Source organism: Arthrobacter sp. ISL-65, from assembly GCF_018613795.1.
Classification (GTDB): Bacteria; Actinomycetota; Actinomycetes; order Actinomycetales; family Micrococcaceae; genus Arthrobacter.
Genome location: NZ_JAGGPN010000039.1, coordinates 93,883 through 106,196, shown reverse-complemented (window position 1 = coordinate 106,196; position 12,314 = coordinate 93,883). Strand labels below are relative to the sequence as shown.

The 12,314-nt window shown below is 67.1% G+C and carries 12 protein-coding genes; 3 read left to right on the top strand and 9 right to left on the bottom strand.

All coding sequences use genetic code 11. The annotated features are described in order from the left end of the window. Positions 1-62: 62 nt before the first annotated feature. The 5 genes from J7I85_RS17540 to glnA form a co-directional block, all read right to left on the bottom strand. On the bottom strand, positions 63-464 hold the full coding sequence (locus J7I85_RS17540; protein WP_214854155.1) for a hypothetical protein: 402 nt from the start codon (positions 462-464) through the stop codon (positions 63-65). Between the two features lie 337 nt (positions 465-801). Further along, entirely contained in the window at positions 802-1,317 is a 516-nt protein-coding gene (locus J7I85_RS17535) for a GNAT family N-acetyltransferase (RefSeq protein WP_214854153.1), read from the bottom strand. 6 nt (positions 1,318-1,323) lie between these two features. After that, positions 1,324-1,749, bottom strand: coding sequence for a VOC family protein (locus J7I85_RS17530; protein ID WP_214854151.1), 426 nt, complete (start codon positions 1,747-1,749; stop codon positions 1,324-1,326). Between the two features lie 21 nt (positions 1,750-1,770). Then, positions 1,771-4,782, bottom strand: a complete 3,012-nt coding sequence (locus tag J7I85_RS17525; RefSeq protein ID WP_214854148.1) for a bifunctional [glutamine synthetase] adenylyltransferase/[glutamine synthetase]-adenylyl-L-tyrosine phosphorylase — start codon at positions 4,780-4,782, stop codon at positions 1,771-1,773. 9 nt (positions 4,783-4,791) lie between these two features. Further along, positions 4,792-6,132 (bottom strand): type I glutamate--ammonia ligase, encoded by a 1,341-nt coding sequence (glnA, locus tag J7I85_RS17520; RefSeq protein WP_214854145.1) that lies wholly within the window; start codon positions 6,130-6,132, stop codon positions 4,792-4,794. A 242-nt stretch (positions 6,133-6,374) separates the two neighbouring features. Between glnA and panB the strand changes: the two genes are divergently transcribed. After that, positions 6,375-7,280 carry a 3-methyl-2-oxobutanoate hydroxymethyltransferase gene (panB, locus tag J7I85_RS17515; RefSeq protein ID WP_214854142.1) on the top strand — a complete coding sequence of 302 codons (906 nt, stop codon included), beginning with the start codon at positions 6,375-6,377 and terminating at the stop codon, positions 7,278-7,280. A gap of 20 nt (positions 7,281-7,300) precedes the next feature. Here the strand turns inward: panB and J7I85_RS17510 are convergent, their stop codons facing one another. Beyond that, complete coding sequence (locus tag J7I85_RS17510) at positions 7,301-7,465, bottom strand: SPOR domain-containing protein (RefSeq protein WP_003801719.1); 165 nt, start codon at positions 7,463-7,465, stop codon at positions 7,301-7,303. A gap of 125 nt (positions 7,466-7,590) precedes the next feature. On the opposite strand from J7I85_RS17510, the gene map reads away from it, so the two are divergent. Together map and ppgK are read left to right on the top strand one after the other, a co-directional pair. Next, a complete protein-coding gene (gene map, locus J7I85_RS17505; protein ID WP_214854139.1) occupies positions 7,591-8,469 on the top strand; it encodes a type I methionyl aminopeptidase in 879 nt (292 codons plus the stop codon). Positions 8,470-8,549: 80 nt separating this feature from the next. Then, positions 8,550-9,353 (top strand): polyphosphate--glucose phosphotransferase, encoded by an 804-nt coding sequence (gene ppgK, locus J7I85_RS17500; protein WP_102973989.1) that lies wholly within the window; start codon positions 8,550-8,552, stop codon positions 9,351-9,353. 182 nt (positions 9,354-9,535) lie between these two features. On the opposite strand, the gene nrdR is transcribed toward ppgK, so the two are convergent. The 3 genes from nrdR to J7I85_RS17485 form a co-directional block, all read right to left on the bottom strand. Then, a complete protein-coding gene (nrdR, locus tag J7I85_RS17495) occupies positions 9,536-10,078 on the bottom strand; it encodes a transcriptional regulator NrdR (RefSeq protein WP_214854135.1) in 543 nt (180 codons plus the stop codon). A gap of 140 nt (positions 10,079-10,218) precedes the next feature. Next, positions 10,219-11,595: a histidinol dehydrogenase gene (gene hisD / locus J7I85_RS17490; protein ID WP_214854132.1), complete on the bottom strand. Its 1,377-nt coding sequence runs from the start codon at positions 11,593-11,595 to the stop codon at positions 10,219-10,221. A gap of 54 nt (positions 11,596-11,649) precedes the next feature. Continuing rightward, the gene (locus J7I85_RS17485; protein ID WP_214854129.1) at positions 11,650-12,222 is read right to left on the bottom strand and encodes a hypothetical protein; all 573 of its coding nucleotides are present in this window, start codon (positions 12,220-12,222) and stop codon (positions 11,650-11,652) included. Positions 12,223-12,314: the final 92 nt, after the last annotated feature.

Genomic DNA, 12,314 nt, shown 5'->3' with positions numbered 1-12,314 from the left:
CCGGTGGCCGCCCGTGGCCGTTTCCGGTCACTGCCCGTTTCCGGGTCACGTGACCGTTTCCGTTAAGTACCCGTGCAGGGTTCCTCCGCATACCGTCCCCACAGCGAGTCTGCACCCGTGCCGCCAAAGGCCTCCCGGTCATCCCGCAGCGCGCGGCACAGAATGAGCGAGTCCGCGAAGCTCCGCCGGATATAGGCCTCCCAGTCCGCCCGTTCGGAGGTGAAAGCCTGCGTTCCCATCTGGTATTTCAGGTGGGCGAAGTGATCCAGGATCCGGTGGGCCGTCGCTTCGGCCCGGGCCGCCAGCTGCTCCGCCGCCAGCTTCGCCGCAGGATCCGCGACCGCCGACGCGTCCGGCAGTTCCTGGCGGCGCCAGAAATACGGTTGCAGGTCCACATTGTCCACGAAGATCCTGTCGATCTCCTGCTGCTGGGCATAGAGCGAGGAAGCTGTGCTGCTTTCCAAAGTGCTCCTGATCCCGGCGTACTGGTACGCCCCCGCGATGAGCGTGGCGGCGACCCCCGCCCCGATGAGCAGCAGCTCGGCCCGACTGAGCCTCCTGGCACGGCTGCCCTTCGCCCGCGCCCGCGCATGGTCCCCATCCTGGCGCAGATGCAGTGCCGAAAGCTGGCTCCAGGCGTGCTGAGACCGGGAGCCAGCCTGTTCCGGCGAGTGCCTCCGAGACGAAGACCCTTTCAAGCCTTCCCCCCAACAAGGTTTGAAGTGCACTGCCAAGACACAGCGTAGGCACGCACCCGTGCCGGCGCAACGGTCCGGCGGTGTTTCCGACCGGGATCAGCGCTCAGAAGGCGGCGTACATGGTCCGCTGCGGACCGGCCTCGCCGCCCAGATAGACGCCTTTGTCTGCAAAACCCGCCTTCAGGTATGCTCCCTGCCCGGCGGGGTTGCGCTCGTTGACTGAAAGCACGACGCCGGCCTGGCCGCCTCCCAGCCTGGCTGTCAGTTTGGCGGCCGCCGCCACTGCCGCAGAGGCTGCCGCCTGTCCCAGGCCTTGGCCCTGCCGCCGCCAGTCGATCAGGAACCCGCGAAGCAGCCAGGCAGAGTCGTCGTCGGGCCAGCCGGCCAGCCCGGCTGCCCCCGACTGCAGCGTCAGCACCCCTGCGGCCCTGCCGCCCGCCTCGATGACATAGGGCCTGCGGGACCCGTCCTCGAGCCCTGCCAGCATCATGCGCAGGGGGTCGCCCACAAACTCCTGCTGGCCCGGGGCGAGCTCCAGTTCCGCCACCGCACCCAGTTGGATGGCCCGGGCATCGGCATCCAGATCCCGCAACGGAATGAGCCATACGTCCGGCCTCATGATCCGTCAGGAAGCAGGTGCCGCCCCGTCGGCCGGCGGACCCGCCGGATCCATCCATATGACCTCCCACAGGTGCCCGTCCGGATCCTGGAAGCTGTGGCTGTACATGAAACCGTAATCCTGCACCGGCTGCGATTCGGATCCGCCGGCGGCCAGGGCCGTGCCCACCATCTGGTCCACTTCTTCCCGGCTGTCCACCGAGAAGGCCATGATGGCCTCGGTGGCCGAGGTTGCGTCCACGATCTCCTTGGCGGTGAACGTCTTGAAAAACTTCTCCACGAGGAGCATGACGAAGGCGTCGTCGTTGATCACCATGCAGGTGGCGTTCTCGTCCGTGTAGTCCTGATTGAACTTAAAGCCCAGCGCAGTGAAGAACTGCACGGATCTGTCGAGGTCCCTGACGGGCAGGTTCATGAAGATTTGGGTAGCCATGCGCCCAAACCTAGCACCGGTTCAGTGGCCGTAGAAGACTTTCTCGAACACCGCACGGGCCCGCCTGCTCACCCGCAGGTAGTCCTCCTCGAACGCCGCGGCCATCCCTTCCTCGTAGCTGCACCACCTGGCCACGGCCTCGAGGTCGCGCCGGGACGAGGGCAGCAGGTCCGAGGCGCGGCCGGTCCAGATCACGTTCGCCGAACGGATCCGGCTGGCCAGCCGCCAGGCCTCGGCCAGCAGGCGTGCGTCCTCCTCCTCCAGCAGCCCCAGCGAGGCCGCCGCCTGCAGAGCTTTCAGGGTGGACGTGGTGCGCAGTTCGGGGTGGTTTCCGGCGTGCTGGAGCTGCAGCAGCTGCACGAGCCATTCCACGTCGCTCAGGCCGCCGCGTCCCAGCTTGAGGTGCCTGGCAGGGTCGGCGCCGCGGGGCAACCGTTCTGATTCCACCCGCGCCTTGATGCGGCGTATTTCCCGGACGTCCGCGTCGGAGACGGCGGCCGGGTAGCGGATGGGATCGACCAGCTTCACAAAGTCCGCCGCGAGCCCGTCGTCACCGGCGATCGGCCGGGCACGGAGCAGTGCCTGCGCCTCCCAGATGAGCGACCAGCGGCGGTAGTACTCGCCGTAGGACTCCAGGGAGCGCACCATGGCCCCGTTCTTGCCCTCGGGACGAAGATCGGCGTCGACGGCGAGGACCCGCTCGGCCATGATCGCCGGTTTGAGGGGCTGCGTCAGAAGGCTGGAAAGATGGCCCACGATCTTCGCGGCCTGCTGCTGGGCTTCATCGTCCGAGGCTCCGGGCAGCGCCCGGTGGACGTACAGCACGTCGGCGTCGGACCCGTAGCCGATTTCCAGCCCGCCCTGCCGGCCCATGGCCACCACCAGGACCGATGTCTTCAGCGGACCGGCGGCAGACACAATGTTTTCCGCCACCCGCAGGGCGCCCAGGATGGCGGCCCGGTCCGTCTCTGCCAGCGCCTCCCCTACCTGGTCCTGGCCGAGCAGGCCGGCGCTGTCCGCGATGGCGATCCTCAGGATTTCACGCCGGCGGATGAGCCGGATGAGGCGCATGGCGCTTTCCGGGTCCGCGTGCCGGGACATCTTGGAGGTGATCTCCTGCCACTGCGCCTCAAAGCCGAGGGGCGCCAGTTCCTTGTCCGACCCCAGCCAGGACACAGATTCCGGCGACACTTCGAGGAGGTCGGCGATGAGGCGGGAGTTGGACAGCATGTGGCACAGCCGCTCGGCCGCCGCGGCCGAATCGCGGAGCATGCCGAGGTACCAGTGCGTGGTGCCGAGGGACTCGCTAATCCTTCGGAAGGCGAGCAGCCCGGCGTCGGGGTCCACGCCCTCGGCCAGCCAGCCCAGGAGGATGGGCAGCAGTTGCCGCTGCAGTGAGGCCCGCCGGCTGACCCCGGCCGTCAGTGCCTGGATGTGGCGGAGTGCACCCTGCGGGTCCCGGTAGCCGAGCGCGGCGAGCCTGCCCTGCGCCGCTTCCGGCGTCAGGCGGGCATCCTCGCTGCTCAGCTTGGCGGCCGTGTTCAGGAGCGGGCGGTAGAAGATCCGGTCGTGGAGTTCGCGCACGGAGCGTTTTGTCCGCTGCCACGCGGCCAGCAGGGCGTCAGGGTGCGGCCGGTCCGTGGAGAAGGGCCCCAACACCGCCTTGGCCAGCGTGCGGAGGGGCTCCTCCTTGACCGGCATGAGGTGCGTGCGGCGCAGTTGGAACAGCTGGATGCGGTGTTCGAGCAGGCGCAGGTACCGGTAGGCGTGGTCGAAGGCGGCTGCGTCTGCCCGGCCGATGTAGCCCCCGGTCGACAGCGCGGCGATGGCCGACGTCGTGTCGCGGCGCCGGAGGGATTCGTCCGACTTGCCGTGTACGAGCTGGAGGAGCTGGACGGTGAATTCGACGTCGCGCAGCCCGCCCCGCCCGAGCTTGATCTGCCGCTGTTCCTCGGCAGGCGGGATGTGTTCAGTCACCCGGCGGCGCATGGCCTGCACCGACTCAACGAATCCGTCGCGGTTCGCCGAGGTCCACACGAGTGGCGATACGGCCTCCTCGTAGCGGGCGCCCAGCTCTGCGTCGCCCGCGATGGTCCGCGCTTTGAGGAGCGCCTGGAACTCCCAGCTCTCCGCCCAGCGGGCGTAGTAGCTCTGGTGCGAAGCCAGGGTCCGGACCAGCGGGCCGGACTTTCCCTCCGGACGGAGGTTGGCGTCAACTTCCCACAGCCCGGGTTCGCGGGCCGGGGAGGAAATGGCGCGCGAGATGCCGGACGCCAGCGCCGTGCCGATGGTGTTGGCCCGGGCGTCGTCCAGCTCGCCTGACTCCACCACGTAGATGACATCGACGTCGGAGATGTAGTTCAGTTCCCGGGCTCCGCACTTGCCCATCCCGATCACTGACAGTGCGACGTCGGCGACCTCCCCGGCGTCAAACTTCGCCGCCGCTTCGGCGCGGGAGACCGCAAGGGCGGCCTCAATGGCCGCCCCGGCCAGGTCCGCGAGTTCGGCGCCGACGGCGGGCATGAAGTCCAGCGGGTCCGCAGCGCAAAGGTCCTTGATGGCGAGGTCCACCACGCCCCGGCGATAGGCGGTGCGGAGCGTCTCGTAGGCTTCGGGGCCCGAGATGCCCGCCACCGGCCGGGCTGCGGTGGGGTCTGCGCGCACTGACCTGAGCAGCTGGGCACGCAGCTCGGCTGGATCGGCCTGGAGCGGTTCAGGGCTCGCGGTCACGCTGAACGCGTCGAGGTGCTCCGGGTGCCGGATCAGGAATTCACCCAGTGCCTCGCTGGCGCCCAGGACCCGGTAGAGCGGTTCGCTCACCTCGGTGTCCGCCGCTGCCAGCTTCCGCAGGTCCGGGTGCTTCTCGATCAGCCGGACCAGGGACTGCAGCGCGGCATCCGGGTTCGCCGCCAGCTGCAGGCCGGCAAACAGGATGTCCTGGTCAATGCCCTCCAGCTCGGGGGCGGCAAGGAACCGTTCGCCCTTCTCGAGGTCGCTGAAGCCGGCGGTAATGAGCCGGCGGGCCAAGCTCACCGCAGCCGCCTAAAGGATGGCGAGGTTGCGCTGCAGCTCATAGGGGGTCACCTGCAGCCGGTAGTCCTGCCACTCGGCCCGCTTGTTGCGCAGGAAGTGCTCAAAGACCTGCTCGCCCAGGATCTGCGGCAGCAGTTCCGAGTCCTCCATGGCGCGGATGGCGTCGTGCAGGCTGGCGGGAAGGGGGTCGTGGCCCATGGCGCGGCGCTCCGCGGAGCTCAGCGACCAGATGTCGTCCTCCGCCGCTGCGGGCAGCTCGTAGCCCTCCTCGATGCCCTTCAGCCCGGCGCCCAGGAGCACGGCGTAGGCAAGGTAGGGGTTGGCGGCCGAGTCGATGCCGCGGTATTCGATCCGGGCCGACTGTCCCTTGCCCGGCTTGTACAGCGGGACCCGAACCAGGGCGGAGCGGTTGTTGTGCCCCCAGCTCAGGTAGCTGGGCGCCTCTCCCCCGCCCCACAGGCGCTTGTAGGAGTTCACGAACTGGTTGGTGACCGCGGTGAATTCAGGGGCGTGCTTGAGGATGCCGGCAATGAACTGGCGCGCAGTCTTGGAAAGCTGGAACTCCGCCCCTGCCTCAAAGAAGGCGTTGGTGTCGCCTTCGAAGAGCGAGAAGTGCGTGTGCATGCCGGAACCCGGGTGCGCCGTGAAGGGCTTGGGCATGAAGGTGGCGTACGTGCCCTGCTGCAGCGCCACCTCCTTGATGACAGTCCGGAAGGTCATGATGTTGTCCGCCGTCTGCAGGGCGTCCGCGTAGCGCAGGTCTATTTCGTTCTGGCCCGGGCCGGCCTCGTGGTGGCTAAACTCCACGGAGATGCCCACCGATTCCAGCATGGTCACGGCGGTGCGGCGGAAGTCCTGGGCCACGCCGCCGGGGACGTGGTCAAAGTAGCCGCCCTCGTCGACCGGAATGGGCGAACCGTCGGGGCCGGGTTCCTGCGACTTGAGCAGGTAGAACTCGATCTCGGGGTGCGTGTAGCACGTGAACCCCATGTCGGCTGCCTTGGCCAGCGTGCGCTTGAGGACGTTGCGCGGATCCGCTGCCGAGGGCTCACCGTCGGGAGTAAGGATGTCGCAGAACATGCGGGACGTCTGCTCGGTCTCGCCGCGCCACGGAAGGATCTGGAAGGTGGACGGGTCCGGCTGGGCCAGCATGTCCGACTCGAAGACGCGGGCCAGGCCCTCGATGGCCGAGCCGTCAAAGCCCAGGCCCTCTTCAAAGGCGCCTTCGACCTCGGCGGGAGCCAGGGCCACCGACTTGAGCGAGCCCACGACGTCGGTGAACCACAGGCGCACAAAGCGTACGTCGCGCTCTTCGATCGTGCGCAGGACAAACTCTTGCTGGCGGTCCATGAAGGCCTCTTCTCCGGTCTACGTTCATGCCCCGATCCGTCCACGACGGAGCAGCGGCAGCTCACGAAACACTTTACTAAGCATTTACGCGTGATGCTGGCGGGGCTGCAGTGCGTAACACAGCGTTAACACTCAACCGGGGACCGGGCAGCCCCGCCCAGGCAACCCGTTATGACGCGAATCACCAAGGGTCCCCCGCCGGCTGGTGGCTAGCACGGCGGGTCCCGGACTACGCTCTAGCCATGGCCTCAAGCACCAGTCCCGATCCAAGCACGTCCGCTGAAGTACCTGCACCTTACGGGAACGGCCCCGCGGCAGCCGCGGCGCCGCCGTCGGAATCCGCACGGAAGCCGCTCTCCAGGATCCGCACGCACCACCTGCAGCAGGCCAAGACCAGCGGCGAACACTTCGCCATGCTTACGGCATATGAGCAGTACACGGCAGAGATCTTCGACCAGGCCGGCATCGAGGTCCTGCTGGTGGGCGACTCCGCGTCCAACAATGTCTTTGGCAACGAAACCAGCCTTCCCGTCACCGTCGATGAACTGCTGCCGCTGTGCCGCGCGGTCGCGCGCTCGGCGAAGCGCGCCCTGGTGGTGGCGGATCTCCCCTTTGGCAGCTACGAGGTCTCGCCGCAGCAGGCTGTGGCCACCGGCGTGCGCTTCCTTAAGGAGGGCCTGGCGCACGCAGTGAAGATCGAGGGCGGCAAGTTCTACGCCGAAACCGTCAGGGCCATGGTCCAGGCCGGCATTCCGGTTATGGCGCACATCGGCTTCACGCCCCAGAGTGAGCATTCCCTGGGCGGCTACCGTGTGCAGGGCCGGGGCGACGACGCCGCGCGGCTTGTCGAGGACGCTGCGGCGCTGACCGACGCCGGTGCTTTCAGCGTGCTCATGGAAATGGTTCCCGCGGAGACGGCAAAGGCTGTGGACGCTGCCATTTCAGTGCCCACCATCGGCATCGGCGCAGGCAATGTCACAACGGGGCAGGTTCTGGTCTGGCAGGACATGGCCGGGCTCCGCGGCGGCAGGATGGCCAAGTTCGTCAAGCAGTACGCGGACCTCCGGACCGCCCTGAGCGACGCGGCCAAGGCCTATGGCGAGGATGTCCGGTCGGGACAGTTCCCCGGACCGGAACATTCGTTCTAGGGGGCCTGGCGCCGGCTGAATCAGTCGTCGTCGCCCTTTTCCCAGGTTTCGTTGCGCGCCTTGACCTTCTCGAGGGCGTGTTCCGCCTCTTCCCGGGTCTTGTAGGGACCGATCAGCTGGGTCCAGTCCGACATCGCGTCTTCCTCCACCATGTGGGTTTTGACGTTGTACCAGTACTCGGGCATCGGTGTTCCTCGCTTTCCGGGTTAACAGCACACTGCCGCCGTGATCCACGTAACGTAACCCGCAACGGAAGCCGCCGGGCGCATTAATTTACATGGCGTTCTGTGCTGCCTTATATGATCAATCTATGCCTTCCTTAGCCTCGACCGCACCCACCGGCACGCTTACCCCGGGAACCATCAGCCCGCAGCGGGCCGTTCCCGCGTCGATCGCGCGGCCGGAGTATGTCGGCAAGCCAGGTCCGGCCAAATTTACCGGGTCAGAGGTCAAATCACCGGAAACCATCGAGAAAATCCGGGTGGCCAGCAGGATCGCCGCCCAGGCCATCGTGGAGGTGGGCAAGCACATCCGGCCCGGCATCACCACCGACGAGCTGGACCGCATCGGCCACGAGTTCCTGCTGGACCACAACGCCTACCCGTCCACGCTCGGGTACCGCGGCTTCCCCAAGTCCCTGTGCTCGTCGCTGAATGAGGTCATTTGCCACGGCATCCCGGACAGCACGGTGGTGCAGGACGGCGACATCATTAACATTGACATCACCGCTTTCATCGGCGGGGTCCACGGCGACACCAACCACACGTTCCTCGTGGGAGAGGTGGACGAGGAGTCGCGGCTGCTGGTTGAGCGCACCAAGGAGTCCCTCAACCGCGCCATAAAGGTTGTTGCCCCGGGACGCGAGATCAACGTGATTGGCCGGGCCATCGAGTCCTACGCCAGGCGCTTCGGTTATGGCGTGGTCCGCGACTTCACCGGACACGGTGTTGGCGAAGCCTTCCACACCGGGCTGATCATTCCGCACTACGATGCCGCGCCCGCCTACAACACCGTGATCGAGCCCGGCATGGTGTTCACCATAGAGCCCATGCTGACCCTCGGCACCATCGAGTGGGACATGTGGGCCGACGACTGGACCGTGGTCACCAAGGACCACAAGCGCACCGCGCAGTTTGAACACACACTCCTCGTCACCGAATCCGGTGCCGAAATCCTCACCCTTCCCTGACGCCAGGCAGCCGCCCGCGTCATCCCGGCAAGTCACCCTTGCCCAGCCCGAGCCCCTACCCTGCCACGAACGGAATCCCATTGGCCAAGAAGGACGAAAAGACCCGCAAGAACGCCCCGCTGATCGGCATCGACATCGGCGGAACCGGAATCAAGGGCGGCATCGTCGACCTGAAGAAGGGCAAACTGATCGGCGATCGCTTCCGCCTGGCGACGCCGCAGCCGGCCACGCCGGAAGCGGTCGTCGAGGTGGTGGCAAAGGTCGTCGAGGAGCTCTCGGCACGCCCCGACGCACCCGAGGCCGACAGTCCCATCGGCGTGACGTTCCCCGGCATCATCCAGCACGGCGTGGTCCACTCTGCCGCCAACGTGGACAAGAGCTGGCTTAACACGGACATTGATGCGCTGCTCACGGCCCGTCTGGGCCGCCCCGTGGAGGTCATCAACGACGCCGACGCGGCCGGCCTGGCCGAAGCCCGGTACGGTGCAGGCGCCGGAATCGGCGGCACCGTCTTGGTCATCACCCTCGGCACCGGCATCGGGTCCGCGTTCATCTTCAACGGCCACCTGGTGCCCAACGCCGAACTCGGCCACCTCGAGGTCGACGGCTTCGACGCTGAAAGCAAGGCGTCCGCGGTGGCCCGTGAACGGGACGGCCTCAGCTGGGAGGAGTACAGCGTGCTGCTGCAGCGCTACTTCTCCCACGTCGAGTTCCTGTTCTCCCCCGAGCTCTTCATCGTCGGCGGCGGCATCTCCAAGCGCGCCGACGAGTACCTGCCGCGCATGAAGCTGCGCACTCCGATCGTTCCCGCCGAGCTGAAGAACGAGGCCGGCATCGTGGGCGCTGCCCTGGAGATCGCCGTCAAGCACGAACTGGCGAAGTAGACCCGGCCGGGCAGCGGTAAACGCGGCCCACGGAAAAGCACTGCTTGGTTTAACACCAATGGCGGCAGACATCAGGTCTGCCGCCATTGGTGTTTGTGAAAAGCAGGTGTTTGTGAATAGCAAGTTGTGCACTGGAGCCGGTGGCGGCTGCGGCTTCCCCTCCGCTGCCGCCACCGGAGACTTTAGAGCGTGCTCTTCGCGGTGTTTTTAGCCTCGGAGCCCTTGCCTTCGGAGCCTTTGCCTTCAGCCCTGCCGGTTGCCGCCTCTTTGGCCTCGACGTCGGACTCGTGCCGGAGCAGCGCAATGGCGGCTTCGAAATCCTCAAGTGATTCAAAGGCCTGGTAAACGCTGGCGAAACGGAGGTAGGCCACCTTGTCCAGCTTCTGCAGCGGCCCGAGGATGATCAGCCCAACCTCGTGGGCATCGATTTCCGCCGCCCCGGAGGCACGGATGTTCTCCTCGACTTCCTGCGCCAGCATCGCGAGGTCGTCCTCGCTGACGGGCCGGCCCTGACAGGCCTTGCGGACACCGTTGATGACCTTGCTGCGGCTGAAGGGCTCGCCCACGCCGGAGCGTTTGATCACGGACAGGCTGGTGGTTTCCACCGTGGTGAAGCGGCGCCCGCACTCGGGGCACTGCCGGCGGCGGCGGATGGCTGAACCGTCGTCGGCCATCCGGCTGTCCACCACGCGTGAATCAGGGTTGCGGCAAAACGGACAGTACACGTTTTTCCTACCCTTCCTTCACTACCCTTCACCGAGAAGCCCTATACCGAAGCTTCTTCCGGCATCAGTCTACGGCCAGATATAGCCTAATAACAAGCCTGTAATTACTACATGTAGTAGGCCGTCACTACATGTAGTGGTCAGCTGCCTGCCCGGAAACGGACCGTGACCGCGTCGCCGTGCGCGGGGAGGTCCTCCGCACCGGACAGGCTGACGATGTGACCACTGACCTGCCCCAGCGCCGCCTGCGAGTAGTTGATCACCTGGATGGCGCGCAGGAACGTGGTCACGTTCAGCCCGGACGAAAAGGCCGCAGTACCGCTCGTGGGAAGCACGTGGTTGGAGCCGGCGCAGTAGTCGCCGAGACTTACGGGGCTGTAGTCGCCGACGAAAATGGCGCCCGCGTTCCGGATCCGCGCCGCCACAGCGGGAGCGTCCGCAGTCATGATCTCCAGGTGTTCGGCCGCGTAGGCGTCGCACGCTGCGATCCCCTGGTCGAGGTCGTCAACAAGCACGACGCCGGACTGCGGGCCGGACAGCGCCTCACGGACACGCTGGCTGTGCTTGGTGGACGCAGCCTGCAGTTCCAGCTCCTCACGGACCTCCGCGGCGAGCTCGAGGGAATCCGTGATCAGCACGGAGGCGGCCTTCGGATCGTGCTCGGCCTGGCTAATCAGGTCGGCGGCGACGAAGGCCGGGCGGGCCGTGGAGTCCGCCAGGATGGCAATTTCCGTGGTGCCCGCCTCGGAGTCGATCCCCACCACGCCCTTGACCAGGCGCTTGGCCGTAGCCACGAAGATGTTCCCGGGCCCGGTCACGACGTCGACGGGTTCCAGCGCGGGAGTTCCTGATTCGCCGGGCACACCGTAGGCGAAGGCGGCGATCGCCTGGGCACCGCCGATTGCATAGACCTCGTCAATCCCCAGCAGCGCCGCAGCGGCCAGGATGGTGGGGTGCGGGAGGCCGCCAAAGTCCTTCTGCGGCGGCGAGGCGAGCGCGATCGATTCCACCCCGGCAGCCAGCGCCGGAACCACATTCATGATTACCGAGGACGGGTACACCGCCAGGCCGCCCGGGACGTACAGGCCCACACGTGCCACGGGCACCCACTTCTGGCTCACCACTGCGCCGTCACCCAGGGAGATGTCGGCGTCGGCCGGGCGCTGCCCGTCCGCAAACCGCCGCGCACGGCTGATGGACTCTTCAAGCGCCGAACGAACGGCAGGGTCCAGGCCGTCCAGCGCTGACTGGAGCGCTTCGGCCGGTACGTGCGGGTGGGACTGCTCTACGCCGTCGAACGTCCGGGCGAAGTCCGCAAGGGCGGCGAAGCCGCGCTGGCGGACGGCCGTGATGATGCCGGTGACCTTCTGCTCGGCGTCTGCGACCGTCTGCTGCCGTGCCCGCGGCACCGCCTCGCGGAGTTCGGCCAGGCTGAGACTGCGGCCGCGCAGGTCAACGGTGCGGAAATCGACGACGGGGGCACTGGGGCGTGCGGAGCTGTCCGGAGATGTGGTCACCCGTTCATTTTACGCGCCGCGGCCCCGCGCCCCGACGAGTGTTACTGCCACTCCCTACTGCCGCATGCGGCCCTCGCCACCGTTGTCGTCCGGGTCCTGGTCCACGGAGGCACGCAGGAGGCCGATGATGCGCAAGACGAAGAAGCCGGCGGCGACGGCCGCCGGCCATAGGACAAGGACAGTCAATGACCGCAGCGAGAAGGCCACGCTGGCGTTCGCCGACGTGTCCTGCGGACCTCCCAGCCAGAGGCCTGCCAGCACGCCGGTCTGCCATGCCAGGACAGCTGCCGCTGCGCTTGCCGCGACAGACAGCAGCAGCATCCGCCGCGTCCCGCCGTCCCGGCGGCCTGCCAAGAGCACAGCCACCAGGCAACCCGCAAACACAAACAGTCCCGCAAGCACTAGGTCCCGGGGCAGCCAGCCCTGGCTGTTGGTTCCGGACGACAGCGCGGAGTCTCCCGACACGAGGTTTTGGCCGCCCGGGGCCAGGAGCCACCAGAGGAGCCCGGCGGGGATGCCGGCACCAAGGATTCCGGCCGCCCACGCGTAGCCCCTGCCGGGTCGCCGCCGGGCGCGCTGGGCGTCGTCGTAGGAGCGGACCGGAGGGACGGGTGCAGGCTGGGTCATGAAGAAACGTTAACAAATGTTGGCCGGCACTCCGCGCCATGTGTCTGCCCGGCAAAGGAATCTCCCATCCGCCCGGAAGCCCAATAGTCTTG

Bases quoted from the DNA above. Each gene is read 5' to 3' on its own strand.
- J7I85_RS17535 (WP_214854153.1), bottom strand. From the start codon at position 1,317: ATGAGGCCGGACGTATGGCTCATTCCGTTGCGGGATCTGGATGCCGAT.
- J7I85_RS17530 (WP_214854151.1), bottom strand. From the start codon at position 1,749: ATGGCTACCCAAATCTTCATGAACCTGCCCGTCAGGGACCTCGACAGA.
- glnA (WP_214854145.1), bottom strand. From the start codon at position 6,132: ATGGACCGCCAGCAAGAGTTTGTCCTGCGCACGATCGAAGAGCGCGAC.
- panB (WP_214854142.1), top strand. From the start codon at position 6,375: ATGGCCTCAAGCACCAGTCCCGATCCAAGCACGTCCGCTGAAGTACCT.
- J7I85_RS17510 (WP_003801719.1), bottom strand. From the start codon at position 7,465: ATGCCCGAGTACTGGTACAACGTCAAAACCCACATGGTGGAGGAAGAC.
- map (WP_214854139.1), top strand. From the start codon at position 7,591: ATGCCTTCCTTAGCCTCGACCGCACCCACCGGCACGCTTACCCCGGGA.
- J7I85_RS17485 (WP_214854129.1), bottom strand. From the start codon at position 12,222: ATGACCCAGCCTGCACCCGTCCCTCCGGTCCGCTCCTACGACGACGCC.